This is a genomic window from Roseomonas alba, assembly GCF_019430885.1.
Lineage (GTDB): Bacteria > Pseudomonadota > Alphaproteobacteria > Acetobacterales > Acetobacteraceae > Neoroseomonas > Neoroseomonas alba.
The window spans coordinates 1-27,000 of the sequence record NZ_JAHYBZ010000011.1; the positions used below are offsets into that span (position 1 = coordinate 1).

Annotated in this window: 26 protein-coding genes and 2 pseudogenes; 21 read left to right on the forward strand and 7 right to left on the reverse strand. The window is 69.4% G+C overall.

What is annotated here, in order from left to right; genetic code table 11:
- Positions 1–145: 145 nt before the first annotated feature.
- Positions 146–1,023, forward strand: a pseudogene (locus tag KPL78_RS25705) (integrase core domain-containing protein); the annotation flags it as partial.
- Positions 1,024–1,117: 94 nt separating this feature from the next.
- On the opposite strand, the gene acnA reads toward KPL78_RS25705, so the two are convergent.
- From acnA to KPL78_RS25725, 4 genes are all read right to left on the reverse strand, one after another.
- Positions 1,118–3,679, reverse strand: a complete 2,562-nt coding sequence (gene acnA, locus KPL78_RS25710) for an aconitate hydratase AcnA (RefSeq protein WP_219765857.1) — start codon at positions 3,677–3,679, stop codon at positions 1,118–1,120.
- A gap of 49 nt (positions 3,680–3,728) precedes the next feature.
- Entirely contained in the window at positions 3,729–4,709 is a 981-nt protein-coding gene (locus KPL78_RS25715) for a Bug family tripartite tricarboxylate transporter substrate binding protein (protein ID WP_255569459.1), read from the reverse strand.
- A 62-nt stretch (positions 4,710–4,771) separates the two neighbouring features.
- Positions 4,772–5,926: a CaiB/BaiF CoA transferase family protein gene (locus KPL78_RS25720; RefSeq protein WP_369412858.1), complete on the reverse strand. Its 1,155-nt coding sequence runs from the start codon at positions 5,924–5,926 to the stop codon at positions 4,772–4,774.
- Between the two features lie 14 nt (positions 5,927–5,940).
- Positions 5,941–6,933: a Bug family tripartite tricarboxylate transporter substrate binding protein gene (locus tag KPL78_RS25725; protein ID WP_219765860.1), complete on the reverse strand. Its 993-nt coding sequence runs from the start codon at positions 6,931–6,933 to the stop codon at positions 5,941–5,943.
- 144 nt (positions 6,934–7,077) lie between these two features.
- Here KPL78_RS25725 and KPL78_RS25730 point away from each other — a divergent pair, with 144 nt between their 5' ends.
- Entirely contained in the window at positions 7,078–7,833 is a 756-nt protein-coding gene (locus KPL78_RS25730) for an IclR family transcriptional regulator (RefSeq protein WP_219765861.1), read from the forward strand.
- Positions 7,834–7,896: 63 nt separating this feature from the next.
- On the opposite strand, the gene KPL78_RS25735 is transcribed toward KPL78_RS25730, so the two are convergent.
- The 3 genes from KPL78_RS25735 to KPL78_RS25745 form a co-directional block, all read right to left on the reverse strand.
- Complete coding sequence (locus tag KPL78_RS25735) at positions 7,897–8,193, reverse strand: LysR substrate-binding domain-containing protein (RefSeq protein ID WP_219765863.1); 297 nt, start codon at positions 8,191–8,193, stop codon at positions 7,897–7,899.
- A 245-nt stretch (positions 8,194–8,438) separates the two neighbouring features.
- The gene (locus KPL78_RS25740; RefSeq protein WP_219765864.1) at positions 8,439–8,708 is read right to left on the reverse strand and encodes a hypothetical protein; all 270 of its coding nucleotides are present in this window, start codon (positions 8,706–8,708) and stop codon (positions 8,439–8,441) included.
- Positions 8,709–8,769: 61 nt separating this feature from the next.
- Entirely contained in the window at positions 8,770–9,441 is a 672-nt protein-coding gene (locus tag KPL78_RS25745) for a GntR family transcriptional regulator (RefSeq protein ID WP_219765865.1), read from the reverse strand.
- A gap of 156 nt (positions 9,442–9,597) precedes the next feature.
- Here KPL78_RS25745 and KPL78_RS25750 point away from each other — a divergent pair, with 156 nt between their 5' ends.
- The 19 genes and pseudogenes from KPL78_RS25750 (at position 9,598) to KPL78_RS25835 (ending at position 26,999) form a co-directional block, all read left to right on the forward strand.
- Positions 9,598–10,572, forward strand: coding sequence for a Bug family tripartite tricarboxylate transporter substrate binding protein (locus tag KPL78_RS25750; RefSeq protein ID WP_219765866.1), 975 nt, complete (start codon positions 9,598–9,600; stop codon positions 10,570–10,572).
- A gap of 251 nt (positions 10,573–10,823) precedes the next feature.
- Positions 10,824–11,257 (forward strand): annotated as a pseudogene (locus tag KPL78_RS25755) (integrase core domain-containing protein); the annotation flags it as partial.
- Between the two features lie 84 nt (positions 11,258–11,341).
- Positions 11,342–11,773, forward strand: coding sequence for a PadR family transcriptional regulator (locus tag KPL78_RS25760; protein ID WP_255569461.1), 432 nt, complete (start codon positions 11,342–11,344; stop codon positions 11,771–11,773).
- A gap of 82 nt (positions 11,774–11,855) precedes the next feature.
- Complete coding sequence (locus KPL78_RS30485; RefSeq protein WP_255569462.1) at positions 11,856–13,298, forward strand: NAD(P)-binding domain-containing protein; 1,443 nt, start codon at positions 11,856–11,858, stop codon at positions 13,296–13,298.
- A gap of 10 nt (positions 13,299–13,308) precedes the next feature.
- Positions 13,309–14,517, forward strand: a complete 1,209-nt coding sequence (locus tag KPL78_RS25765; RefSeq protein ID WP_369412859.1) for an MFS transporter — start codon at positions 13,309–13,311, stop codon at positions 14,515–14,517.
- Between the two features lie 359 nt (positions 14,518–14,876).
- The gene (locus tag KPL78_RS25770; protein ID WP_255569463.1) at positions 14,877–15,659 is read left to right on the forward strand and encodes an IclR family transcriptional regulator; all 783 of its coding nucleotides are present in this window, start codon (positions 14,877–14,879) and stop codon (positions 15,657–15,659) included.
- Between the two features lie 8 nt (positions 15,660–15,667).
- On the forward strand, positions 15,668–16,804 hold the full coding sequence (locus KPL78_RS25775; RefSeq protein ID WP_219765873.1) for an acyl-CoA dehydrogenase family protein: 1,137 nt from the start codon (positions 15,668–15,670) through the stop codon (positions 16,802–16,804).
- Entirely contained in the window at positions 16,801–17,955 is a 1,155-nt protein-coding gene (locus KPL78_RS25780) for a thiolase family protein (protein ID WP_369412861.1), read from the forward strand. Before KPL78_RS25775 ends, KPL78_RS25780 begins: the two co-directional genes overlap by 4 nt.
- Before the next feature lies 1 nt (position 17,956).
- Positions 17,957–18,373 (forward strand): Zn-ribbon domain-containing OB-fold protein, encoded by a 417-nt coding sequence (locus KPL78_RS25785; RefSeq protein ID WP_219765874.1) that lies wholly within the window; start codon positions 17,957–17,959, stop codon positions 18,371–18,373.
- Positions 18,370–18,750, forward strand: a complete 381-nt coding sequence (locus KPL78_RS25790; RefSeq protein WP_219765875.1) for a hotdog family protein — start codon at positions 18,370–18,372, stop codon at positions 18,748–18,750. Before KPL78_RS25785 ends, KPL78_RS25790 begins: the two co-directional genes overlap by 4 nt.
- Positions 18,747–19,139, forward strand: a complete 393-nt coding sequence (locus KPL78_RS25795; protein ID WP_219765877.1) for a MaoC family dehydratase — start codon at positions 18,747–18,749, stop codon at positions 19,137–19,139. Before KPL78_RS25790 ends, KPL78_RS25795 begins: the two co-directional genes overlap by 4 nt.
- A 23-nt stretch (positions 19,140–19,162) precedes the next feature.
- The gene (locus KPL78_RS25800; protein WP_219765879.1) at positions 19,163–20,152 is read left to right on the forward strand and encodes a Bug family tripartite tricarboxylate transporter substrate binding protein; all 990 of its coding nucleotides are present in this window, start codon (positions 19,163–19,165) and stop codon (positions 20,150–20,152) included.
- Between the two features lie 29 nt (positions 20,153–20,181).
- Positions 20,182–20,391: an SDR family NAD(P)-dependent oxidoreductase gene (locus KPL78_RS25805; protein WP_219765880.1), complete on the forward strand. Its 210-nt coding sequence runs from the start codon at positions 20,182–20,184 to the stop codon at positions 20,389–20,391.
- A 5-nt stretch (positions 20,392–20,396) separates the two neighbouring features.
- Entirely contained in the window at positions 20,397–21,350 is a 954-nt protein-coding gene (locus KPL78_RS25810; protein WP_219765881.1) for a thiamine pyrophosphate-dependent dehydrogenase E1 component subunit alpha, read from the forward strand.
- A gap of 3 nt (positions 21,351–21,353) precedes the next feature.
- On the forward strand, positions 21,354–22,328 hold the full coding sequence (locus tag KPL78_RS25815) for an alpha-ketoacid dehydrogenase subunit beta (RefSeq protein ID WP_408904499.1): 975 nt from the start codon (positions 21,354–21,356) through the stop codon (positions 22,326–22,328).
- A gap of 11 nt (positions 22,329–22,339) precedes the next feature.
- Positions 22,340–23,125 carry an enoyl-CoA hydratase/isomerase family protein gene (locus KPL78_RS25820; RefSeq protein ID WP_219765882.1) on the forward strand — a complete coding sequence of 262 codons (786 nt, stop codon included), beginning with the start codon at positions 22,340–22,342 and terminating at the stop codon, positions 23,123–23,125.
- Positions 23,126–23,129: 4 nt separating this feature from the next.
- Positions 23,130–24,308, forward strand: a complete 1,179-nt coding sequence (locus KPL78_RS25825) for a dihydrolipoamide acetyltransferase family protein (RefSeq protein WP_219765883.1) — start codon at positions 23,130–23,132, stop codon at positions 24,306–24,308.
- Positions 24,309–24,311: 3 nt separating this feature from the next.
- Positions 24,312–25,484: an acyl-CoA dehydrogenase family protein gene (locus KPL78_RS25830; protein ID WP_219765884.1), complete on the forward strand. Its 1,173-nt coding sequence runs from the start codon at positions 24,312–24,314 to the stop codon at positions 25,482–25,484.
- A 12-nt stretch (positions 25,485–25,496) separates the two neighbouring features.
- Positions 25,497–26,999, forward strand: a complete 1,503-nt coding sequence (locus KPL78_RS25835) for an AMP-binding protein (RefSeq protein WP_219765886.1) — start codon at positions 25,497–25,499, stop codon at positions 26,997–26,999.
- Position 27,000: the final 1 nt, after the last annotated feature.

Sequence of the window (27,000 nt, forward strand, 5' to 3'; positions counted from 1 at the left end):
GCTTTGCGTTTGAAGCCAGCGACACAATGCCCGCCAGATCGCCGCGCAGCACACCGGCAAGGTCACCCAACAAGCCGATCGCCAACTCACCATCCTCCACCAGCGCCCGCTCAACCCCACAAACGAAAGCCTCTTCCATCCATCGGCCGCGGATCTGTGCCGCAAGCACCGGATCAGCGAGGCGACGTTCTACGCCTGGTGTTCGAAGTATGGGGGCATGCAGGTGTCAGACGCGCGCAAGCTGACGACCTCGAGGAGGAAAACGCGCGGCTGAAGAAGCTGCTGGCGGCATCCATGCTCAATGTCTCGACGCTGCGGGAGATGCTGGCAAAGGGCGTCTGACGCCCGGCTCGCGGCGGAAAGCCGTGACCTGGGCCATCGAGGAAAAGGACTACTCGCAGCACGGCGCCTGCCAGCTCGTCGGCATGGTGCCGAAGACGTACCGCTACGTCTCGCGGCGTCCTGATGATGGCGAGGTCCGCGTCAGGCCGCGGACGCTGGCGAATGAACGCCGGCGGTTCGGCGTGCTGGCGGTGGTGGACGACTTCAGCCGCGAGTGCCTGGCGCTGGTGGCGGATACTTCGCTGTCGGGGCTGCGCGTCGGGCGTGAGCTCGACCGGATCGTGGCGCTGCATGGCCGCCCGGCGATGATCGTCAGCGACAACGGCACCGAGCTGACCTCGCACGCGATGCTGCGCTGGCAGCAGGAACGGGCCTCGGCACTACATCGCGCCGGGCAAGCCGCAGCAGAACGGGTTCGTCGAGAGCTTCAACGGCCGGTTCCGCGACGAACGCCTCAACGAGCCCCTGTTCGGCAGCCTGCCCGCGGCGCGCCGGATCCTCGAAGCCTGGAGGAGCGACTACAACACGACCCGCCCGCACACGAGCCTGAATGGGCTCACCTCAGCAGCCTTTGCAACCCGCCCCGCGTCGGGGCACATGGAGAACAGGCTCTGCCCACGAACGAGGGTTCTTTGGGGGCAGGGTCAGCCGCCATGCGGCGCGCCGCGGCACGGAGAGTAACGCCCTCGGTGTCGCGCGGCACGCCGCCGCATCGTCGGAACTGATATCGACAAATGCGATGGCTCCGCGGCGCCGGACATCAGCCGGCGAGGCGTTACCCGGGTGCTGCACCGCTGCCGAAGCGGGCCACCATGCCGGGCAAGATGCCGCCGGTCAGCAGGTCCTGGGCTTCCTCCTCCGTTGCGATGGCGCAGAGCAGCCGCACTGTGCGGCTGCGGTTGCCGTCACGGAAGCGTGCCTCGATCGACCCGTCGGGGCGCAGTGCCTCCCGCAGGCCGGGAAGATCGATCTCCTCCGTCCCTGTCAGGCCGAGTGTCAGCTGCGTCTCCCCGGGGGGGAAGAGCAGCGGCAGCACGCCCATCGCGACCAGGTTGGCGCGATGGATGCGTTCGAAGCTCTCCGCGATGACGGCACGGATATTGAGGATGCGTGTTCCCTTCGCCGCCCAGTCGCGCGCCGAACCGGCGCCGTAGTTGCGCCCGCCGATCACCACCACCGGCACGCCCGCGGCCTGATAGGCTCGGGCAGCGGCGTAAATGGTCATCACCTCGTCCTGTGGCAGCAGGCGCGTGACGCCGCCCTCGCAGTCCGGCACCAGGCGGTTGCGCAGGCGGATATTGGCGAAGGTGCCGCGCGCCATCACGTCGTGGTTCACGCGCCGGGCGCTGTAGGATTGCAGATCGTCCGACGGTACGCCGCCCGCGATCAGCCACTGCCCGGCCTCGCTGTCGCGCCCGATGCGGCTGACCGGCGAGATGTGGTCCGTCGTCACGTCGTCGCCGAGCATCACCAGGATGCGCGCGCCCGTCACATCGCCGGCGAGGCTCGGCAAGGCCAGCGCACCTGTCGCGAAGGGTGATGGGCGCAGGAAGGTGCTGCCGGCCTCCCAGGCGAAGCGCGACGTCGTCGCGGCGGGCAGGGCCCGCCAGGCGGGTGGCCCGGCGAAAGCGAAGCGCGCGCGGCTGCTATAAAGTTCTGGCCGGATCCGCGCCTCGGCTTCCGCCACCGTCGCGTCGTCGGGCCAGATCTCGGACAGCAGGACGGGCTTGCCCGCCGCATCGGTGCCAATGGGGTCTCGCGTCAGGTCCAGGCGTAGATGACCCGCCAGCGCATAAGCGATGACCAGCGGCGGCGAAGCGAGGTAGCTCAGCCGGCAGGCAGGATGGATGCGGCCTTCGAAGTTGCGGTTGCCCGAGAGCACGGCGGCGACCTGCAGCCCGTCCCGCGCGACGGCCGCCTCGATGGCCGGGTCGAGCGGACCGGAATTGCCCATGCAGGTCATGCAGCCATGCCCGACCAGGGCGAAGCCGAGGGCTTCCAGATCGGCCAGAAGACCGGCTTCGGCGAGATAGTCCGTGACCGCGCGAGACCCCGGCTGGAGTGATGCCTTCACCCAGGGCCGCGCTGTCAGCCCGCGCTGCCGCGCGGCACGCGCGAGCAGCCCTGCGCGCAGCATCGAGGCCGGGTTGGCGGTGTTGGTGCAGCTCGTGATCGCGGCGAGGACGATGTCGCCGTCGACGATCGGCGCGGTGTCCTCGCGCGCGGGCGTAGCCGGCAGGCTTGCCGGCACCTCGGTCAGCCTCCGCCGTTGCGTCGGGCGCGACGGCCCCGCGACGCAGGGCTCCACGGCCGAGAGGTCAAAGGCGAGGGTTTCGTCGAAGGCGCGGCCGTCATCCGCGCGCCACAGCCCCTGCGTCTTGGCATAGGTCTCGACCAGCGCGACCTGCGTCTCGGCGCGGCCGGTCAGGCGAAGGTAGCGCAGGGTCTCCCCGTCGATGGGGAAGAAGCCGGCCGTCGCGCCGTATTCCGGTGCCATGTTGGCGATGGTCGCGCGATCGGCGAGCGACAAGCCATCGAGCCCGGCCCCGTCGAATTCCACAATCTTGCCGACCACCCCATGTGCCCGCAGACGCTCGGTCATGGCCAGTGCCAGATCCGTCGCGGTGACACCGGGCGCGAGCCGTCCCGCCAGCATGACGCCCACGACCTTCGGCACGCGCATCGCGACCGCGCGGCCGAGCATCGCGCCGAGCGCCTCGATCCCGCCAACGCCCCAGCCGAGCACGCCGAGCGCATTCACCATGGTGCTGTGGCTGTCAGTGCCGAGCATCGAATCCGGGAAGGCCAGCCCGTCCCGCACCACCACGACATCCGCCAGGATCTCGAGGTTCATCTGGTGGCAGATGCCGGCCCCGGGTGGGATGACGCGCAGCTTGCGGAAGGCGCTCTCGGCCCAGCGAAGAAAGCGGTAGCGTTCATCATTGCGACGGAATTCGAGGGCGAGGTTGAAGGCTTCGGCATCCGGCGTGCCGTGGCGGTCCACCTCGACGGAATGGTCCACCACGATGTCGACCGGAATGGCCGGTTCCACCGTGGTGGGGTCCTCCGCCGCGTCGCGCAGCGCGGCGAGGTCGGCCAGCACCGGAATGCCGGAACTGTCCTGCATCAGGATGCGGGCGGGATGGAACCGCAGCGTCGCCTCGGCCGAACGCGCGGCGATCGCCGCCGCCGCCGTGGCGTCACCGTGGCGCAACGCGTCCTCGGCAAGGACCCGCAGGCTCGCGGGCAGCGTCCGGAAATCCGCTACCCCCTCCTGCTCGGCCGCGTTGAGCGACACATGCTCGATGCCATCCAGAAGCGGTCGGCGCCACGTCATGCGGTTCAGTTCCTTGGATCAGTCGTGCAGGAAAGCGCGCCGCGCCGCATCAGTCGATCCGCAGCCCGGCGTTCCGAATGACGTCCGCCCAGCGCTGCCGGTCCTCGGCCAGGAACTGGCCGAAGGCGGCCGGGGTGTCACTCGGATGCAGCTCGACGCCTTCCTCGGCCATGCGCTGGCGCACCGCGGGGTCGTTCAGCGTCTCGTTCAGCGCGCGATGCAGCGTGGCGACGATCGGGCCAGGCGTTCCGCCGGCGCCGACCAACCCATACCAGGTGGTGATGATGATCTCCGGAAAGCCCTGCTCGGCAGTGGTCGGCAGGTCCGGCAGGATCTCGCTGCGCGTGGGGGAGGCCAGGGCGATGCCGCGCAGCGTGCCATCGGCGAGGAAGGGCTTCAGTGGCGCCGCGGCATTGGTAATGAGGTTGACACGGCCGGCCAGCACGTCGGTCAACGCCGGTGCCGTCCCGCGGTAGGGCACATGGTCGAGCGTCACGCCGAGTTTCTGTGCGAGCAGCGCGCCGGCGGCATGGCCCGTCGTGCCGACGCCGGCCGTGCCATAGGAGAGCGGCGGGTTTGCGCTGCGCGCCAGGTCGCGCAGCTCGCCCATGGTGCGGGCGTTCACGCCAGGATTCACGGCGATCACGTTCGGCGCGTCACCGATAAAGCCGATGGGCGTGAAGTCGCTGGTGAGGTTGTAGGGCATGCGTGGCTGTACCAGGCTGCTGAGCACGAAGCTGCCGCTGCCCGCGAGCAGCATCGTGTAGCCATCGGGCCGCGACTTGGCGACGATGTCGTTGCCGAGGATGCCGCCGGCCCCACCGCGATTCTCCACCACGACGGGCTGCTTCAGCCGCGCGCCCATCCCCTCGGCGATGAGCCGCCCGACCACGTCGTTGCTGCCACCCGCCGCGAAGGGAATGACCAGGCGCAGCGGCCGGTCGGGGAAGGTCTGCTGGGCGCAGGCATACCCTGCCGAAAGCGTGAGTATCGGTGCGGCAAGGAGCAAGGAACGACGTTCGATCGGCATGACTGCTGCTTCCTGGACTGGGGATGAAGGCGATGGGGCGACGGCGCTTCGTGCGACTGGGCTCAGACCGCCGGCTGGTCGCGCCGGACCGTCGCCAGGATCTCTGCGGTGTGCTGGCCCGGTGCGGGCAGATCGCTACGCACGCCAAGCCGCTCGTCACCGAACTGCAGGGGCAGGGCCGGCACCCGCGCCTGCCGTCCATCCGGCAGGGTGAGCGAAAGCAGCCCGCCGCCGGCGTTGAGGTGCGGGTCCTCGAATAGGTCCCCTGGCGCATTGATGCGGGCGAAAGGCAGGCCGGCCTTCAGGCACAGCGCCTCCAGCTCGGCCACCGGGCGTGTGCCGAGCAGGCTCTGCACCAGCGGGATCAGCGTCTCCCGCGCGGCGGACCGCGCGTTGTTGGTGGCATAGGCGGGATCGAGCAGTGCGGGTTCGCCGAGCGCCTCAGTGAAGATCTGCCACTGCCGTTCGGTGACGACGCCGATGAAGATGCTGACGCCGTCACTCGCCTGGAAGACGTCGTAGACGCCCCAGGACCGCTTGCCGGCAGCCATCGAGGGCGGTGCCGTGCCGGTGATAGCCTGCTGCAGCATGTGGGTCGAGACGAGGAAGGCCGCGTTCTCGAACAGGCCGGACTGGATGTGGCGACCGCGTCCCGTCTCCTCGCGCTGGCGCAGCGCGGCGAGGATGCCGATGGCGCCGAACATGCCGCCCATCATGTCGTTCACCGGCGCGCCCGCGCGCAGCGGGCGGCCAGGCGGGCCGGTCATCACGGCGAGGCCGCTCATCATCTGCACCACCTCGTCCAGCGCGGTGCGCTGTTCGTAGGGGCCGGAGAGGAAACCCTTCAGCGAGCAATAGACGAGGCGCGGGTTGCGGGCCGACAGCGGGGCATAGCCGAGGCCCTTCGCCTCCAGGCCGCCGGGGCGGAAATTCTCGATCAGCACGTCGGCGCCGTCGATCAGGCGGCGGAGTGCCTCCAGCTCCTCGGGATTCTCGAGATCGACCTGCACCGACTTCTTGTTGCGGCTAAAGGCGGCGAAGAAGCCGGTGCCGGCGCTGGTCAGGTAGCGCGTGCGGTCGCCCTTGCCGGGCGGTTCCACCTTGATGACCTCGGCGCCGAGATCGGCGAGGACGAGGCCACAGGTAGGCCCCATGACCATGTGGGAGAACTCGACGACACGGATGCCGGCGAGCGGCAGGGATTCGGCCGTGGTCACGGGGCCCTCCTCATTCATTGCGGATTGATGCCGGCGTCGCGCAGCACGCGTTCCCAGCGCGCCATCTCGGCCTCGACATAGGCACGCGCTTGGTCCGGCGTGCTGGCGACGATGCGTTCGGCGCCGAGATCCATGAAGCGCGAGCGCAACGGGCCGTCGCCGAGGATGCCGGCGATCTCCTGCTGCATTCGGCCGAGGATCTGCGCAGGCGTGCCGGTGGGGGCGAGAACCACCTGCCAGACGCTGACGGTCGCCTCCGGATAGCCGAGTTCGGCCATGGTCGGCACGTCCGGCATCAGCGTGCTGCGCTCCGCCGAAGTGACGGCGAGCGCGCGCACCTGGCCGGACTTCGCGAGCGGGAAGCCGGTGACGCCGGCATCGACCAGCATCTCGATGCGCCCGGCGATCAGGTCCTGCGCCGCAGGCGCGCCGCCGCGATAGGGGATTTCCTGCATGCGCAGCCCCGCCGCGCGGGTGACCAGCAGGGCGGCGAGCTGAAGCATGCCGCCGGTGCCGGTACTGCCATAGCCGAAGTCGCCCGGCTTGGCGCGGACATGCTCGGCGAACTCCGCGAAGGTGCGGGTGGGGGTGCTGTTCGGAACCAGCACCACCATCGGCCCTTCGGCGAGCACGGTGACAGGAGTGAGATCCTTCGCAGGGTCGTAGTCGAGCCGCGCATAAAGCGCGCGGTTCACCGCATGGGCGGTGTTGGTGAAGAGGAAGGTCGCGCCATCCGGCCGCGCCCGTGCCACCGACGCGGCGCCGATGTTGCCGCCCGCGCCGGTGCGGTTCTCCACCACGACGCGCTGGGGCAAGCGCTGCGACAGCGTGTCCGAGAGCAGGCGCCCGATGACGTCAGTCGCCCCGCCCGCGGCATAAGGCAGCACCATGCGGATGGGCTGATTCGGCCAGTCGGATCCCGACTGGGCGCCCGCGGGGCGTGATGCGGCGAAGGCGCCGCCAGCGGTTGCCGACAGCAAGGCACGACGCGGCAGGGAGATAGTCATGGACGTCCTTCCTCTGTTCCTCGGTGGTCCTGTCATCTTTAATTTCTATTTGACAGAAATTATTTCTATTATTAGAAAAATAAGCCAGCCGCTCTCGCGCTGTCAAACCTGATGGCGTGGCGGCGCCCGTCATGGATGCCGCAGATGACAACCCCACCAGATGGATCGAACGCATTGCGGCGACGGGGACGGCCGCGGACATCCTCGGCACCCGACGCGGTCATTCCCTCAGGCGTTGATTCCGTCGAACGGGCCCTGACAATCCTGGAAGCCTTCAATGGCGGCGTCCCGTCGCTTTCGCTCGCGGATCTCGCGGGGCGGACAGGGCTCTACCCCAGCACCATTCTGCGCATCGCCACATCGCTTGACCGCTTCGGCTATCTGCATCGTGGCAAGGGAGGGCAGTTCCGGCTCGGGCCGGCGGTGCTGCGCCTCGGTCTGCATTACCGCAACGCCTTCGACCTCGCCGACTATGTGCGGCCGGCGCTGGATCGCGTGGTGGAGCGGACGGGGGAGACCTCGACCTTCTTCGTTCGGGAGGGCGATCGCCGCGTCTGCCTCTACCGCCGGGAATCGCCACGCACGCTCCGTTACCACATCGACGAGGGTGCCATACTGCCGCTCGACCGGGGCGCGGGCGGGCATGTGCTCTTGGCCTTCACCGGCGGAGCGTCGCCGGCGCTGGAGGAGGTGCGGACGCGACGGATCGCCGCCTCGGTCGGGGAGCGCGACCCCGAGATCGCGGCGATCGCCGCACCAGTATTCGGGCGGGACGATGGCTTCCTGGGCGCGCTGGGCATCAGCGGGCCGCGCGCGCGCTTCGAAGGTGTGGCACTGGATGCGTTGATCGCGACGCTTGCCGCCGAAGCGAAGGCGCTCAGCCGGGCGCTGGGCTGTTGATGCGCCGGGCCGGAGCGCGTCGGGGCGACGGTATGATGTCCGGCGAAGCGGGGGCCTGACACCTCATCGCTCGATGATCCATTCTGCCTGCCGGGTGCCATTCAGCGCCATCCCCTGCAGCATCGCGACGAGCAGATTCTCGACACGTGCCGACGACCGCGTCACCGCCCGGGGCGGGCTGCGGACGAGGTAGATCGGGCGCCGGATCACCGGCCGTCCCAAGGGCGCCGCAGCAAGCCGCCCCGTGGCCAGGTCGTCCAGCACGGCCGAATGGGACAGCGCGGCGAAGCCATGCCCGGCCGCCACCAGCGTCCGGATATGGTTGAGTGAATCCAGCTCGATGCCGGCATCGAGGGTCACGCCTCAGGCTTGGCTCTTCCGGTCGACGAACTGCCGCAGGCCATGGCCGCGCTTCGGCATGATCAGCGGGTGGCAGGCGGCCTCGGGCAACGGTACAGGACCGGCCGCCATGCCGCCCCCGGCCCCGACGGCCCAAAGCTGCTGGGCGGACCGACCAGGCAGCATTGCTCGAGGGCGAGACGCCGGATGGAGAGATGCTCCAGCGCCTGCGTGTGATGCAGGATGCCAAGCTCGATCCGCCCGTCCTACAGCCACGCCAGGATGTGGCCCGAGAAGGCTTCGTCGAGTTGGATCGTAACGTCGGGCAGGGTTTCGCGCGCGGCGACGATCAACCGCGCGCCGACCTTGCTGCTGATCGAGCTGGGCTGGCCGATCGTCACCGAAGCGGGCCTGCCGAGGTCGGACTGGCGGGCCTCGATCCTGGCGCGGTCCATGTGGCGCAGGATGACGCACGCGTGTTTCTGGAAGATGCGGCCGGCATCGGTCAGCCGGACGTCGCGGTCGAACAGCCACATGCCGAGTTCATCCTAGAGCCGCAGGTCGTGCCGGCCGGATTCGCGATCGCTGGGCGGCCGGTCACGGCTTTCCGGCGGGCGGCGAGGCGACGGAGCCGAGAGCCACGGGCATGCCCGTGAACACATGGCGATGCATCGCCTCCGCGGCCTCAGCGACGCGGTTCGCCTCAAGCAACACGATGATGGCGTCGTGCTGTTCCGCCGCCTTGCTGGTCTTCAGTGAGCGCTGCAGGAGCGCGTGCCGCATTGGCTCGGCCATCTCGTAGACCACGTCGAGGGCACGGCCGAGCGGTTCGTTCGGCGCGTGCGCCCGCAGCACGGCATGGAAGGCGATGTTGGCCTCGATGTAGCGATCGACATCGCCGGCGGCGCGATGGGCCTTCATGACTCCGTTGGCCGCGCGCAAGGCGTCAATGAGGCCGGGGGTGACGCGGCCCTCCAGACCGAGGACGACCTGTCGTTCGAGCAGCGCGCGCACCTCGTAGATCTGGCGCACCTCGGCCGCGCCGACCTCGCGGACGCGAAAGCCGTGGCGTGGCTCCTGCGTGACCAGGCCGCGGCGTTCGAGCAGGCGCAGGGCTTCGCGGATCGGGGCGCGGGAGCATCCGTACTCGGCCTGCAGCGCCTGCTCACGCAGCGGCATGCCGGCGGCGTGATGTCCAGCGATGATGCCGCGCCGGATGCGCTCCATCAGATGGTAGGGTAGGGGCTGGGGCAGCCGATGCTGTGTCATACGTCTCCCTGGCAATGCGCTCGGGCCGCTATTGGCCATCATGCAGTTTGTCGACAAACGACATTTCATATATCGTTGCAAAGAAGCGGTCCAACAGGGCCGCGATAAGCAAATCAATCCGTCCCGCTTCAAGGGCCTCAGGATAGGGAAACGACCATGATGCTTCTTCGCCGAACGTTGCTGACCCTTGCCGCGGCCTCCATGCCGGCCTTGGCCCGCGCGGCAGGCTTCCCGGAGCGGCCGGTCCGCATCATCCTGCCCTTCGCCCCCGGCGGGAACTCCGACATCGTCGCGAGGCTAATCGCGCCGGTCATGGGCACGACGCTCGGTCAGGCAGTGGTGGTCGAGAACCGCGCCGGCGCCGGCGGCAGCATCGGCGCGACCGCCGCGGCGCGCTCCCGCGCCGACGGCTACACCGTGCTGTTCGGGTCGAGCGGGCCGCTCTCGGTGAACCCCGCGGTGCAGGCGACCTTGCCCTATGATGCGGATCGCGACTTCGCGCCGATCGGGCTGCTGTCGCGCACGCCGCTGGTGCTGGCTGTGACCGACAGCCTGCCCCCGCGCACGCTGACGGAGCTGATCGCCTACTCCAAGGCCAATCCGGGCCGTGTGACCATCGCCTCGGCCGGGACGGGGAGCTCGACGCATCTGGCGCTCGAGCTGTTCAACGCGGCGTCGGGCGCCGGGCTGACCCATGTGCCCTATCGCAGCGGCGGCGACCTGATCCCGGATCTGATGGCAGGCAATGTCGCCAGCACCATGACGGAGATCTCGACTGCCATGCCGCTGCATCGCGAAGGGCGCATTCGCATTCTCGCCGTGGGTTCGGCGCAGCGTTCGCCGGTCGCACCGGATCTGCCGACCTTCGTGGAGGCCGGGCTGCCCGAATACACCGCCGGCAGCTACACGGCGTTGCTGGTGCCGGCGGGTACCCCGGCCGATATCGTCGCCGCATTGCGCGACGCGCTGGTGGCGGCCATCGCGGATGCCGGCGTGGTCGCGCGGCTGCGCGAGATGGGCACCGAGGTTGCCTCGGCTGAGGAGGCGACGCCCGCCGGCCTGACGCGCGTGCTGCATGAAGAGGGGGCGATGGCCCGCCGCGCGGCGGCGATCGCCGGGCTGCGGCAATGACTGCGGCCGCGCCGTGACGCGGCGGCTGCGAGTCTTCCTCACCCATACCGAGGCCGACCTGCCGCTCGCCTCCCAGCCGGCGTGCTGGAGGCGCTGCGCGCCTGCGCGGATGTGGTGCTGAACCGCAGCGGCCATGTCCTGGCCGGGCGTGACCTGGCGGCCGCGGCGGCGGGATGCGAGGCGATCATCGCCCACCGCGCTACGCCCGGCACGGCGGAGACCTTCGAAGCGGCGCCGGCGCTGGTGGCCTCACGCGCGAGGCACCGGCGATCCGTGTGGCGCGGAGGCTGTTCTCGTCGGACGTGATCGACGTGCTGGCGGACCTGTTCCTCGCGCACGGGACGCCCGCGCATATTCGCTCGGACAGAGGCCGGCGCTTATCGCCGAAGCGGTCAAGGCGTGGATTGCCGGCGTCGGCGTACGGACGGCCTACAGCGAGAAGGCCAGTCCCTGGGAGAACGGGTGCGTCGAATCCTTCAACGGCGAGCTGAGCGACGAACCGCTGAACCACGGGGTGTTCAACACGCTTCGGGTGGCGCAGCTGCACATCGAGGAATGGCGCCGGCACTACAACCGGGTACGGCCGCACTCGTCGCTGGGTTGCCGCCCGCCAGTCCCAGAGACGGTGCCAATGGTGAGGTCCCCGATTAGCTCAGAAGCAGGCGCGGCGGCGGTGGCCCACTAAACTTCCACCTGGATCACTCGATGGGGGCCGGGTCAGGCTGCTTTTTACCTTGATGCATAGATGGTCAATGTATAGAAAGCCTCTATGAAGGCCCTCAGCCCAGCTCCCGCACCGCGCGTCGACTACGCCTCCCGCGACTACTGGGCGGGCACGATCAAGATGGGCCTCTCCAAGTTCTTCATCCTGCGCGTCCTGCACGACGGACCGATGCACGGCTATGACATCGCGCGTGCCGTCGAGCGGACAACGGGAGGCTGCTGCTCGCCGACCGAGGGCACGATCTACCCGGTGCTGCGGGAGTTCGAGGCCGGTGGCTTCGTGACCGTGCACGAGGAGGTGGTGCAGGGTCGGCAGCGCCGTGTCTACCAACTCACCGAGGCAGGCCGTGCCGCGTTCCGCGTCGCCCTCGACGCCTGGATGGAGGCGACGGCGGCTTTGCAGGATACCGGCCGCGCCTTCGCGGCTGCCGATCAGGCGCGCAAGGCGCGCGCAGGCGGCGATGGGTGCTGCCCGTGACCGGCGATCCGATCTTTTCCTGTCGGCCAATGCCTCGATCATCGATGCATCAAGGTTCAGAGTTTTGCGCGTGGAAGACCCCATGACCTCATGCTGTTCGCGGCCCGAAGCCGCTTCGACCGATGCAACGCGTGGCCCGGCAGCCGAAGCAAGGCTGCCAGTAGCGATCATCGGCGCCGGTCCTATCGGCCTTGCCGCCGCGGCGCAACTCCTCGCCCGCGGCGTCGAGCCGATGGTCCTGGAAGCCGGCGCTGAGGTCGGCCACGCCGTCCGCGCCTGGCGCCATGTGCGCATGTTCTCGCCCTGGACCTTCAACACCGATGCTGCCGCGCGTGCCCTGCTTTCGGCAGAGGGGTGGGTGGCGCCCGATCCCGATACCTATCCGACTGGCGGGGAGCTGGTGGATCGCTACCTCGCGCCGCTGGCCGCCACCGCCGCTCTGCGCAGTCGCATCCGCACCGGCGTGCGCGTGGTCGGCGTGGCACGGCGCGACTTCGGGCGCCTACATAACGGCGAAGGCCGCGATGCGGCGCCGTTCGTCCTTCACGTCGAAACCTGCTGCCGCGCCGAGGCGATCGAGGCCCGCGCCGTGATCGACTGCTCCGGCACCTGGAATGCGCCGAACCCGGCCGGCAGCCATGGCATGCCGGCCCCGGGCGAGAGGCGGCTTGCGGACCGCATCGCCTACGGCATCCCGGACGTTCTCGGCGCCGAGCGCGCCACCTATGCCGGCCGCACGACGCTGGTCGTCGGTGCCGGCCACTCGGCGATGAACGCCGTGTTGGACCTCGTCGAACTCGCAAAGGCGGCGCCAGGCACGCGGATCCTGTGGGCATTCCGCCGCCCTCTCGGCGCGGTGAATTTCGGCGGCGGCGCGCGCGATGGCCTTGTCCAGCGCGGTGAGCTAGGCGCGCGAGCGCAGGCGTTGGTTGAAATCGGCGCCGTCACCGCGCTCGCCCCCTTCCTGATCGATCGCATCGGCGAAGCGGACGGCACGCTGTCCGTCCTCGGTCGGCAGGAGGGCCGGACAAGGACGGTGCAGGCCGACCGTATGATCGTCGCGACCGGCTTCCGGCCTGATCTCTCCTTCCTGCGCGAGGTCCGCCTCGGGCTGGACCCGGCGGTGGAGGCGACGCCGGCACTCGCGCCGCTGATCGACCCGAACCTGCATTCCTGCGGCACGGTGCGCCCACACGGCGAAGCGGAGCTCCGCCACCCGGAGGCAGGCTTCTACATCGCCGGCATGAAGAGCTACGGCCGCGCGCCAACCTTCCTGCTCGCGACCGGCCACGAGCAGGTGCGCTCCGTCGCTGCCTATCTGGCTGGCGATGTCGAGGCGGCCCGCCGTGTGGAGCTCGTCCTGCCGGAAACGGGGGTGTGCTCGACCGAGCGCAACGCGGCGAACTCGGCTGCGTCCTGTTGCGGTTCCGCCATGGCGGCGGCCCTGCCTGAGCCGGTCACCACCGGCGCATGCTGCGGCCCGGCTGTGGCGCCGGCGCCGAAGAGCGGCGGCTGCTGCGGTTGAGAGAATAGGCGTGAGCGCGGTGCCGGCCGCCGTCGAGGCGGCCGAACGCCCGAGCTTGGCGGTGATCTCCGCCATCGGGCTCGGGCAGATCCTCTCCTGGGGTTCGACCTACTACCTGCCGGCGGTGCTGGCCGTGCCGATCGCCGAGGACACGGGTTGGTCGCTCGGCTGGCTGTTCGGCGCGCTGTCGGTCGGCCTGGTGGCGTCAGGCTTGGTGTCGCCGCGCGTCGGCGGCCTGATCCATCACCATGGCGGGCGGCCGGTTCTGGCCGCTGCCGCGGGGCTCATCGCGCTCGGCCAGATCGGGCTGTGGCTGGCGCCGAACCTTCCCGCATTCGTCGCGGCCTGGGTCGTGATCGGCATTGGAATGGGCGCGGGCCTCTACGATCCGGCTTTCTCCACGCTTGGCCGCCTTTACGGTGAGGCGGCGCGGCCGGCGATCACCAAGGTCACGCTCTACGGTGGCCTCGCCAGCACGGTCTGCTGGCCGCTGACGGCTGTCTTGAACGAAGCCCTGGGTTGGCGCGGCGCCTGCCTCGCCTATGCCGTCATTCACCTCGTGCTCGTGCTGCCGCTCTACCTCCGCGTCATTCCGAAGGAGGCAGCCACCGCAAGGCCGACTGTGGGGACTACGGCGATGCACCCGCCGGGCCATCTCCGGCCGGACCAGCGCTTTGCCTTCAATCTGATCGCAGTGGTCTTCACGCTCGCTTTCGCCGTCATGACCGTGATCGCCGTGCACCTGCTGACCCTGCTGCAGGCGCGCGGGCTGGAACTGGCTGCCGCCGTTGCGCTGGGCACGCTGATTGGGCCGGCGCAGGTCGGCGGCCGCCTGATCGAGATGGCGTTCGGCGGGCGCGCGCACCCGATTTGGACGCTGCTGATTTCGTCGGCGCTGGTGGCGCTGGGGACGGTTCTGTTGCTCCTCGCACCCGGCTGGGCCGCAGGCGCGATCATCCTCTACGGCATTGGCAGCGGGCTCCGCTCCATCGTGCGCGGGACGGTGCCGCTCGTGCTCTTCGGGAAGGAGGGCTACGCGATCCTGATGGGACGGCTTGCCGTCCCCACGCTGCTAGCCACGGCAGCGGCGCCAATGCTTGGCGTCTGGGCCTTGGAAGCATTCGGGGCGGAGGGCACGCTGGTCGCGCTCAGTGTGGCGGGCATGGTGAACCTGCTCCTGGTCTTGCCCTTGCTGCCCGTGGCCATGCGACCACGCTAGCCTCCCCCGCGCGGCGGACCGGAAGCGCCGGTCACCCCGCGCAGCAATCGCCCGCCTGACAGCAACTGCCGGCCGGCCTCGCATCGCCGACGATCCGCGATGCCGCCATCAGCCCCGCCTGGACGATCAGCCGCTCGGGCGCCTCCTCATGGACCGTGCCGCCGAGCACCGTCGATGCGCTAGGCGCTTCGCGCCTCCATCCCACCCACGTCGGCTGACGGGTTCAGACCGGGCGCGTCTCCAGGACAACCTGTCGCTCGGCGCACAAAGGGTCACACGACGTTTCGCTTGACCCGCCACAAGCGACACGCCATTTTTCTCCATAGAGATATACATTCTCTATGGAGAATTTCAAGGCTATGTCCAAGGAGGTCGGTGCAGTTGTTGCAGCAACGCGCATCCTGAGGCTGCTAGCCACCCTCCGCCGCCCGGCGGGCGCCACGGAAGTCGCGCGCACGCTCGCGCTCAACCCGTCCACCTGCTTCAACATCCTGCGCACCCTCACCGCCGAAGGGCTGGTTGCCTTCGATCCGGCCGCGAAGGCCTATTCACCCGGGCTGGGTCTGGCGGAACTCGCCGCCTCGGCGTTGGACGGCGTCGGTCCCGTGCGCGTGGTGCGCCCGCATCTCGAGGCTCTCGCCGAGCGCTTCGGCGCGACCATGACACTGTGGTTGCGCACCGGACCTGACCGGGTGGTGATGGTGGACCGCGCGGAGGGCAACGCCATGGTCCGCATCCACATGAATATCGGCCAGCGCCTGCCCCTGCTGATTGGGGCCCTAGGCCGATGCATGGCGGCGCATGCCGATCTGCCGGATGAAGAACTTGAACGTCGCTACGCCGCGATCCGCGCGGATGCGCCGCCGCCCTTCGCCACATTCCTCGACCAGGTGAAGCAGGCGCGGCACGACGGCTATGCGGTGGACGCGGACAACTTCGTTTCCGGTATCACCACAGTCTCCGCCGCGGTGCGCGATGGCGCCGGGCAGCCGGTGCTGGCGATCTCCGCTGTCGACTTGTCAGCGCGCCTGGACGCCGCGGCTGCCCAACGCCTCGGCGTGGCGCTGGCCGCCGTGGCGCAGGAGGTCGGCCGCGCCCTCGGCGCGCGCCCCGCTGGTGCAGCCGTCCTCCCAGCCGCCTGAGGTAGAGCATGGATTTCACCTTCACCCCGGAGCAGGAAGCACTGCGCGACACGGTGCGCCGCTTCGCCGAAACCGAGCTCGCCCCCCTGGTGCGCGAGGCCGACGACACCGAGGTCTTCCCGAAGCACCTGTTCCGCCGCTTCGGCGAGCTCGGCCTGATCGGCGTACGCTACCCGGCCGAGGATGGCGGCGCGGGCTTCGACAAGGTCTCGGACTGCATCCTGCGGGAGGAGATGTCGCGGGTCTGCCAGGCCTTCTCCTCCTCCTGGTCCGGGCACAGCCATCTCGGCATCTGGCCGATCTGGAAGGCGGGCACGGCGTCCCAGAAGCAACGCTTCTTCCACCCCGGCCTCGCGGGCGAGAAGATCGCCGGCTTCGCGCTGTCCGAACCTGATGGCGGATCGGACATCCGCGCCATGCGCACCCGCGCCGAGAAGGTCGAGGGCGGCTGGCGGCTGACCGGCTCGAAGCTCTACATCACCAACGCGCCGATCGCTGACTTCCTGATGCTCGCCGCACGCACAAGGCCGGAGCTGACGCCCGATGCGATCAGCCTCTTCCTCGTCGAGCTACCCAATCCTGGAATCAAGATCGACCGGCTGAAGAAGGAAGGCATCAAGGGCTCGGACACCGGCCTGCTCTACATCGACAATGCCTTCGTGCCCGATGACTGCCTGCTCGGCGAACGCGTCGGCACCTATCCGGTGGTGCTGGAAAGCCTGATCGAGAATCGTGTCGGCGTCGCCGCCAATGCCGTCGGCATGGCGCAGGGGGCGCTGGAGGCGGCGCTCGACTACGCGAAGACACGCCTCGTGCGCGGCAAGCCGATCGGGCAGTTCCAGGCCATCGCGCACAAGCTCGCCGACATGGCGGCCGAGATCGAGGCCGCGCGCTGGCTCGTCTATTATGGGGCCTGGCGCGTCGATCAGGGCACGCTCGACGCCGCGACGGCGGCGAAGGTGAAGCTCGTCGCCTCGGAATGCGCGGTGCGTGTCTCGGAAGCTGCGATCCGCATCCATGGCGGGGCGGGGCTGATGCGCGACTACCCGGTCGGGCGCATCCATCGCGATGCGCTGGTCTATGTGATCGGTGAAGGCACCTCGGAAATTCAGCGAAACCTCATCGCACGGGGGCTCGGCCTGTGACGCGGCGCGCCATCATCACCGGCGCGGCGGATACCGCGGTGGGCGAAGTGCCCGGCTCATCCTGCATGGGGCTGCATGCCGAGGCGGCCTCGGCCGCGCTTATCGATGCGGGTCTGAAGCCGTCCGACATCGACGGCGTGCTCTGCGCCTATTCCTTCACCGAGCCGCATCTGATGCTGGCCTCGGTGTTCTGCGAGTATTTCGGCATCCAGCCGGCCTATTCCGCAGCGATCCAGGCCGGCGGCGCGACCGGTTGCATCATGGCGATGCAGGCCGCGGCGCTGGTCGAGGCCGGCATCTGCCGCCACGCGCTGGTGGTGGCCGGCGACAACCGGCTGAGCGGCCTGTCGCGCGACAAGGCGGTCGCCACCCTCGCCGATGTCGGCCATCCGCAATTCGAACGGCCCTTCGGCGTGACCATCCCCGCGCTCTATGGGCTGGTGGCGCAGGCCTACATGCATGAATACGGCGCGACGCCCGAGCATATGGCGGCGATGGCGGTGAACAGCCGCACGCATGCAGCGCGCAACCCCAAGGCGCAGATGCGCAAGCCGATCACCGTGGCGGATGTGCTGGCCAGCCGCTTCATCGCCGAACCGTTGCGGCTGCTCGATTGCTGCCTGATCTCGGATGGCGGCGCCGCCCTCGTCGTCAGCGCGGCAGATGCGGCGCGGGACACCGCGAAGCGCGGCATTGCCATGCTCGGCACCGGACAGAAGAACACGCATGAGCACCTCATTGCAGCGCCGAGCCTGACCGCCTTCGGATGCCGCGACAGCGCCGCCCAGGCCTTCGGTCGCGCCGGGGTGAGGCCGTCCGATATCGACGTGGCCGAGATCTACGACAGCTTCACCATCACCCTGCTGGTCGAACTGGAATCCATTGGCTTCTTCGACAAGGGCGAGGCCGGGCCCGCCGCGCTGGCCGGCGCACTGGACCTCGGCGGCAGGCTGCCCTGCAACACCCATGGCGGGCTGATGTCCTATGCCCATTCGGGTGCGGCCGGCGGGCTGTTCCATGTGGTGGAGGCGGTGCGCCAGCTGCGCGGAGAAGCGACCGGACGCCAGGTGGGCGATGCCGAACTCGCCTTCGTCCATGGCGATGGCGGGATCCTCTCCGCCCATTGCTCGCTCGTGCTCGGGAGGCAGTGACATGACCGACAAACCGTGGCCCGTGCCGAATGCCGATACGGCGCCTTTCTGGGATGGTTGCGCGGCGGGCGAGCTGCGCCTGCAGCGCTGCACCGCCTGCGGGGCGGCGCAGTTCCCGCCGCGCGCGCTCTGCGCGCAGTGCCATGGCGCCGCGCCGGGTTGGGAGAAGTCGAGCGCGCGCGGCCGCATCGTCAGCCACACCCGGGTGCATCGGCCGCCATCGCCCACCTTCAAGGCGGACCTACCCTATGTCGTCGCGCTGGTCGCGCTCGAGGAGGGCCCGCGCATCATGGTGAACCTGCGCGACTCAGTGGCCGAGGCGCCGCGCATCGGCGATGCGGTGCGCATCGGCTTTGACCCGCCGGCCGGGCCGCATGGCATCGCGCTGCCCCACGCCGTCGCGGCGGATGCGCCGTGATCACCTATGAGGATTTCGTCCCAGGCCAGGTGATGGGCAGCCAGGCCACGCTGCTCGATGCGGTGAAGCTGCAGGCTTGGCGCGCGTTGTTTCCCGAGGATGACCTGAACGGCACGATGCCGCATGGCATGGTCGCTGCCATCGCCATGGGCGCCTATGCCGAGCTGGTGCAGCCGCGCCCACCGGGCAATGTCCATGCTGTGCAGCATTTCGACCTGTTCCGCCTGCCGCAGGCAGGGGAGACGCTGACGACGACAATCACCTGCGTCGCGAAGGAGATCCGCAAGGAACGCCGCCGCGTCACCCTGCAGATGGACTGCGCAGGCCCGGCCGGCCCGGCCTTCCGCGGCATCATGACGGTGTTGTGGGCCGCATGATGCCGGACACACTCCCCGAGATCGGCAGGATGGTCGATCGTGCCGCGATCCTCGCCTACGCCGCCATCACCGAGGATTTCAACCCCCTGCATGTGGACGAGGCCTTCGCCGCTGGCACGCCCTTCGGCAAGCCCATCGCGCACGGAATGCTGTCGCTGAACCTCGTCTGGCAGTCGCTGCGCCGCGCCTTCGGCCGGGCCATGCCGATCGCCCTCGAAGTCCGCTTCGTGCGGCCGGTGCTGCAGGACACGCACGTCATCGCCGGCGGCCGCCGGCGCGACGACGGTAGCTACGATGTCTGGGTCCGTGATGCCTCGGGCCAGGACGTGATCGTCGGCACCGCCTGGCCGGGCGGTGCCCCCACGACCAAGCCGGAACAACCGGCATGACAACACCGGAGGAGACGTCACGCATGGCCATCACCACCCGTCGCACTGCGCTTGCCGCAACGCTCGCCCCGCTGACCCTGCCGCGCGGGGCTGCCGCGCAAGCCTGGCGCCCGGCCGGCCAGATGCGCCTTCTGGTCAATGCTGCGCCCGGCGGCACCACCGACATCATGGCGCGCATGCTCTCCGCGCATCTACAGCAACGTTGGGGCGCCGCCGTGGTGGTAGAGAACAAGGGCGGCGGCGGCGGCACCATCGCGACCGCCGAGATCGCGCGCGCCGCACCCGACATGCTGAACTTGCTCACCACCAACATCGGGCCGAGCAGCATAGCCTTCTCGCTCTTCCGCAACCTGCCCTACCGGCCGGAGAGCTTCCAACCGGTCTCCAACATGATCCGCGGGCCGAATGTGCTGGTGGTGCATCCCTCCGTGCCCGCGACCACGGTGCCGGAACTGGTCGCGCTGCTGCGGCGCGAGCCGGGCAAGCTGACTTATGGCACGGCGGGCGTCGGCCAGTCGCCGCATCTCTCCGCCGCCTGGTTCCTGCAACTGGTGAACGCGCAAGCGGTGCCCTCGCACTATCGCGGCTCGGCGCCGGCGATGCTCGATCTGCTGGCGGGCAATATCCAGTTCATGTTCGACAATCTCTCGACAGCCATCCCGCATGTGCGCGGCGGACGCGTGCGCGCGCTCGCCGTCACCAGCGCCGAGCGCAACCCGGCACTGCCCGACCTGCCTACCGTCCGCGAGACGATGCCGGAGCTTGCTGAATACGAGGTGAACACCTGGTTCGGCATCCTCGCCCCGGCCGGCGTGCCGGCGGATGCGCTGCGCACGGTGAATCTCGAGATCAAGGCATTGCTCGAAATGCCGTCCACCATCGCGCGCTTCGCCGAGATGGGTGGCATGCCGGCCTATGGCACGCCCGAGGAGTTCGACGCCTTCATCCGCAGCGAGATCGCGAAATGGGCAGTCGTCGTCCGGCGCGAGGGCGTGCAACTCGACATCAACTGAGAGCCGGCCGAGGCAAGGGGAGAGGCGGGATGGGCGATCGGCCCTTCAGTGGCAAGGTCGCCGCGGTCACCGGCGGGGCAAGCGGCATCGGCGCCGCCTGCTGCCGGATGCTCGCGGCACGCGGTGCCCGGGTCGCGGTGACCGACTGCGACCTGTCGCGCGCCGAGGCCATCGCGACCGAGATCGGCGGCATCGCCATCCCACATGCATCCCTCCAGGCCCGCGCCCTTCAGGTATGACAAGCATGGCCGATCCGCTCGCCCTGTTCCGCATGATGCTGACGATCCGTGAGGCGGAACTCGCGCTCTCACGCCTGTTCGCCGATGGCGAAGTGCCGGGCTTCATTCATCTCTCGGTCGGGCAGGAGGCGGTGGCGGCGGGTATCTGCGCCGCGCTCGGGCAACAGGATTCCGTGGCCTCGACCCATCGGGGGCACGGCCACGCGCTTGCGCGCGGTATGGCGCTCGAAGGCTTCTTCGCCGAGGTCATGGCGAAAGCCACCGGCCTGTGCCGCGGGCGCGGCGGCTCGATGCATGTCGCAGATCTGCAGCGCGGCATGCTCGGAGCGAACGGGATCGTCGGTGCGGGCGCGCCGATCGCGCTCGGCGCGGCGCTGGCGCATCGGACGCGCGGCACCGATGGCGTCGCGGTCGCCTTCTTCGGAGATGGCGCGCTGGCGGAAGGCACGATGCACGAGACGCTGAACATGGCCGCCATCTGGCGCCTGCCTCTGCTGATGGTCTGCGAGAATAATGGCTGGGCCGAGTTCAGTCGGAGCGACACGCAGGTGGCGGCCAAGCTCGCGGCCTGGACCGCTGCCTATGGCGTGCGCCATGTCGAGGTGGACGGAAACGACGTCACCGCGGTGACGGAGGCGGCCACCTCGGCCGTCGCCGCTCTGCGCCGTGGCGAGGGCCCGCGCGTGATCGAAGCGCGCACCCATCGCTGGCGCGGCCATTTCGAGGGCGATCCGCAACGCTACCGTGACCCCGAGGAGGCCGGCCGCATGGCGGAACAGGACCCCATCGCCCGTACGCGCGCGGCGTTGCTCGCCGCGGGCACGGCGGAAGCCGCACTGGAAGCCGCCGAGGCCGAAACCCGCGACGCCGTCATCGCCGCCATCGCCGCCGCCCGTACCGCGCCGCCCGCAGATTGGATGGCCGCGCTGTCCGGCGTCTATGCCCCGGTGGAGGTCTGAGCCGTGGCGGAACTTCGCATGGTGCAGGCGGTCAATCGGGCCTTGACCGAGGCGATGGCGGAAGACCCGGCGGTCATCCTGCTGGGCGAGGATATCGGTGCGGCCGGCGGCCCCTTTGGCGCGACGCGCGGGCTGCTCGATCGCTTCGGGCCGGAGCGGGTGCGCGACACGCCGATTTCCGAGGCCGGGCTGGTCGGCGCGGCGGTTGGCGCGGCGCTCTCGGGGCTCAAGCCGGTCGCCGAGATCATGTTCATGGATTTCATCACCCTCGCCATGGATGCGTTGGTGAACCAAGCGGCGAAGGCGCGCTTCATGTTCGGCGGCCAGCGCGGCGTGCCGATGGTGCTCCGCACGCCGCATGGCGGCGGCCTGTCCGCCGGGCCACAGCACTCGCAATGCCTCGAAGCGTGGCTGTGCCACATCCCCGGCCTGAAGGTGGTATGCCCGGCGACGCCGGCCGATGCGCAAGCACTATTGCGGTCCGCCATTGCCGACCCCGATCCGGTCGTCTTCGTCGAGAACAAGGCGCTCTACGCCATGAAGGGCGAGGTCGAGGACGCGCCCGAAGCGGTGCCGATCGGGCGCGCGCGCATCGCCCGCGCGGGCCGGGACGCCACCATCGTCGCCTATGGCGCCGCCGTGCATTGGGCGAACGACGCCGCGACGACCCTCGCCGCCGATGGCATCGAGGCGGAGGTGATCGACCTGCGCAGCCTGCAGCCCTGGGACGAGTCGACGGTGCTCGAAAGCCTCGCGCGCACGCATCACCTCGTTATCGCGCAGGAAGCGGTCGAGGCCTTTGGCGTCGGCGCGGAGATCGCCGCCCGCATGGCCGATATCGGCTTCGACGAGCTTGACGGTCCGATCCTGCGCGTCGGCGCGCCCTTCACTCCGGTGCCCTTCGCCAAGGAGCTCGAACGCGCCTACCGCCCCGACGCCGCGCGCATCGCCGCCGCCGTCCGCCGCACGCTGGATTAGAGGACGCCCCCATGGCCGACCCCGTCATCCTCTCCGACACCAAGGGCGCCGTCGCGGTGCTCACCTTCAACCGCCCGGCCGCGTTGAACGCGATCGACGCCGCGACGCTGAAAGCCTTCGAAGCCGCCTTCATCACCGCCGAGGCCGATCCGGCCGTGCGCGTCATCGTCATCACCGGCGCGGGGGACAAGGCCTTCGTTGCCGGTGGCGACATTGGTGATCTCGAAAGCCGCCAGGGCCTCGCGCACTACCTCGAATTCGGGGAGGAACTGCACCGCGTCTTCAGTCGTGTCGAGGCCTGCGACAAGCCGACCATCGCCGCGGTGAACGGCTTCGCGCTTGGCGGCGGGACCGAGCTGCTGCTCTGTACCGATATGCGCCTGGTCGCGGATACCGCGCGGCTCGGCCTGCCGGAGATCAATCTCGGCCTGTTCCCCGGTGCCGGCGGCACCCAGCGACTGATCCGCGAAATCGCGCCCTGCCGGGCTCGGGAGATGATGTTCACCGGCAGCCAGATCACGGCGCAGGAGGCGGTGGAGATCGGCCTGTGCAACCGCGTCGTCCCGAAGGCGGAGTTGATGGCCGAGGCGATGAAGCTCGCCGAGCGCTGCGCCGCCAAGTCACCGCTGATCCTCAAGCTGTTGAAGCGCACGCTGCGCCAAGGCGCGCAGATGCCTCTGCCGCAGGCCCTCGCGCATGAGCAGGCGATGATCGGCCTGGTGCTCGACGCCGCCGATGCACATGAGGGCTGCCGCGCCTTCCTCGAGAAACGCCCCGCCGCCTTCACGGGGCGCTGAGGCGATGGCGACGTCCGCCGAGATCGTGATGCCGAAGCTCGGCCTTACCATGACCGAAGGGCTGCTTGCCGAATGGCGGGTGGCACCCGGCGCGCGGGTGGCGGCGGGCGACATCCTCTTCGTCGTGGAGACGGAGAAGATCGCGACCGATGTGGAGGCCAGTGGCGAGGGCGAGATCCTCGACCTCCTCACCCCCGCCGGCAGCACCGTGTCGGTTGGCACGCCGGTGGCACGCTGGACCGGGGCCGCATCGGGATCGTCCGAAGTGGTCACCGCCGCCCCTGCCGATCTGGCGGAAGCATCGCCACCGCCGCCGCCCCGGCGGGCCCCCGGGGACGGGCGCGTCCTGGCGACGCCGCTCGCGCGACGGTTGGCGAGGGAGCGCGGGATCGACCTCCTGGGCCTCGCCGGCAGCGGTCCGCGCGGCCGGATAAAGGCGAAGGACGTGCCGCAAAGCGCGCCGCCGGCCGCACCCGCAGATGACGAGATCATTGCGCTCGACCGCGTGCGCGCCGCCTCGGCCCGGCGTCTCACCCAGGCCAAGCAGGAGATGCCGCATTTCTATGTCGGCGCGACGGCAGAGATCTCCCGCCTGCTCGCCCTGCGCGACGAGTGGCGCGAGATTCAGGGCGCGCCGCGTCTGACCGTGACGCATGCGGTGCTCGCTGCCATGGGACGCGCGTTGCTCGCCATGCCGGAACTGAACCGCGTCTGGGCAGGCGAGGGCTGGCGGCGCCTCGCGATGCCCGATGTCGGCCTGGCCATGGATACGCCGCGCGGCCTCTTCGCCCCCGTGCTGCGGGATGTCGGCCGCATGGCGCTGGACACGCTGGCGAAGCGTGCCAGCGCGCTGGTGGACCGTGGCCGCGCCGGGCAGCTTACCCCCGATGAACTCGAAGGCGGCAGCATCACACTCTCGAATGTCGGGATGTTCGGGGCGCGCTTCCTGGTGCCCATCGTCAATCCCGGACAGTCGATGATCCTCGGGCTCGGTGCGATGGAGTCGCTGTTCCGCCCCGACGTCAACGGTGCACCCGCGTTGCGCCGGGAAGTGACACTCGTCCTGTCCGCCGATCACCGTGTGCTGGACGGCGCGGCCGCCGCCGCCTTCCTCGCGCGTATCGTCGCCTGCCTGGAGAGGCCGCTGGCCCTGCTGCGCCCGCCGACCGAAGAGAGGATCTGAATCATGGAGTTCCGGCTCTCCGAAGCCCAGTGCATGCTGGTCGACACCGCCCGCAAGGTCGGCGAACGCTTCGGCCCCGAATACTGGCGCGACCTTGATGCGCGGAAGGCCTATCCGGCCGAGGCATGGGCCGCGATCTGCGAGGCCGGTCTGTGCGGCATCACCTTGCCGGAGGAATATAGCGGCTCGGGCCTCGGCATGCTTGAGATGGCGCTGGCGATCGAGACGCTGACCGCCACCGGCGCTGGCGCGACGCTGGCGCAAATGTTCATGCTCAACCCGATCTTCGGCGGCGTCAGCATCGCGAAGTTCGGGACGGAGGCGCAGAAGCAGGCGCTGCTGCCCGGTCTGGCAGCGGGCGAGATCACCTTCTGCATGGCACTGACGGAACCCGATGCCGGCACCAACAGCCTGGAGGTCCGGACCTTCGCGCGTGTCGACGGCAATGGCTGGCGCTTGAACGGCCGCAAGGTGTGGATCACCGCGGTCCCGCAGGCCAGCCGGATGCTGGTGGTGGCGCGCACACGCAAGGTCGAGGAGGTGCAGCGCCGCACCCAGGGCATCAGCCTGTTCATGATCGAACCCGGTCGTGCCGGCGTCAGCCACGCGCCGATCGACAAGCTGGGCACCAACACGCTGCCATCCTCCTCGGTTTTCTTCGACGATGTGCGCCTCGAGCCGGACGACCTGGTCGGCACGCTGGATGATGGCTGGTCGGCGCTGCTCGACGTGCTGAACACGGAGCGGATCGTGACCACCGCCGGGCTGGTCGGCACGGTGGAACTCGCGATCCGCAGCGCCGTGGACTATGCGCAGGGGCGCAAGGTGTTTGGTGGCAAGCCCATCGCCTCCTATCAGGGGCTGCAGTTCCCGCTCGCCCAGGCACATGCGCTGGGCGAGGCGGCGCGGCTGCTGAACCATAAGGCGGCGGCGCTCTGCGACATCGGGGAGGCGTACGGCTCCGCCGCTAACCAGGCGAAGCTGCTGGCCGCTCAGGCCGCGGCGCAGGCAACCGAACGCGCCATGCAGACCATGGGCGGCATGGGCTATGCGAAGGAATTCGACGTCGAACGCCTGTGGCGCGACGCTCGCCTGTTCCGCTTCGCGCCTGTGTCCGAGGAAATGGTGCTGAACTTCATCGCCATCCACGATCTGGGCATGCCGCGCGGCTACTGAGGGGGCCTCGTCATGCTCAACCTGTCCGCCTTCGTCGCCTTCCATGCGCGGCGGCGGCCGGATGCGCTTGCGATCGCCTATGAGAGCCAGCGCATCACCTATGCCGGGCTGCAGCGGCGCATCGAGGCCCTGTCGGCGCTGATGGCCGTGCGGGGCGTCGGCGCCGGGCAGGTGGTGGCCGCCTTCATGAAGAACTCCACCGCCTTCGTGGAGATCGCCATTGCCGCCAGCCGCATCGGCGCGGTCTTCCTGCCGATCAACTTCCGCCTCGCCCGCGACGAGGTCGCCTATATCCTCGACAATGCGGGCGCGCGGCTCGTCTTCGCGGACGCCGAATTCGGCGTGATCGTTGAAGGGCACCCAGGCCTCGTGCTGCTGGACGCCGCGGCGCAGGAGGATCCGACACGCCTTGTCCCGCAGGGGCTCGCCGTGCCGCCACCGGCCGCACGGCAGGAAGACGACCTGTTCCGGCTGATGTACACCTCCGGCACGACGGACCGCCCGAAGGGGGTCGCGCATTCCTACGGCAATTTCTACTGGAAATGCATGGAGCATGTCGTCGCGCTCGGTCTGAGTTCCGCTGACCGGCTGCTCATCGTCGGGCCGCTCTACCATGTCGGCGCCTTCGACCTGCCGGGTCTCGGGGTGTTGTGGGTGGGCGGCACGCTTCACATCCTGCGCGAATTCGATGCCTCCGCGGCGATCACCACCATCGCGCGCGAGAGTCTGACGGGTGCGTGGATGGCCCCGGTCATGCTCTCGCGCACCCTTGAGCTCGGCAACCCGGACGGGCTCGATCTCTCGACGCTGCGCTGGTGCATCGGGGGCGGCGAGAAGACACCCGAGGGGCGCATCCGCGCCTTTACCGGCCTATTCCCCAATGGCCGCTACATTGACGCCTATGGCCTCACCGAAACCTGCAGCGGCGACACGATGATGGAAGCTGGTTGGGAGATCGCGAAAATCGGATCGACCGGCCGCGCCACGCCGCATGTCGAGATCACGATCCGCGACGACGCCGGCGGCACTCTGCCGGCCGGCCAGGAGGGCGAGGTCTGCCTGCGTGGCCCAAAGGTCTTCAAGGGGTACTGGAAGGATCCGGCCAAGACCGCGGCGTCGTTCCATCCCGATGGCTGGTTCCGCAGCGGCGATGTCGGCTACCTCGATGCCGATGGCTTTTTGTTCCTGACCGATCGCAGGAAGGACATGATCATTTCCGGCGGCGAAAACATCGCAAGCTCGGAGGTGGAGCGCGTCCTCTATGGGATGCCCGAAGTCAGCGAAGCGGCGGTGATCGGTGTGCCGGATCCGCGATGGGGCGAGGCACCGGTCGCGGTCATCGTGCTGCGGGAGGGTTCACGGCTCGACCTCGCTGCGGTGCAGGCGCATTGCCGCGCGCACTTGGCCGGTTTCAAGGTGCCGCGGGCACTGGAACTGAGGGAGGCACTGCCGCGCAACCCTTCGGGCAAGATACTCAAACGCGTGTTGCGCGAGGATCTGGCGCGCAAGGCGTAGG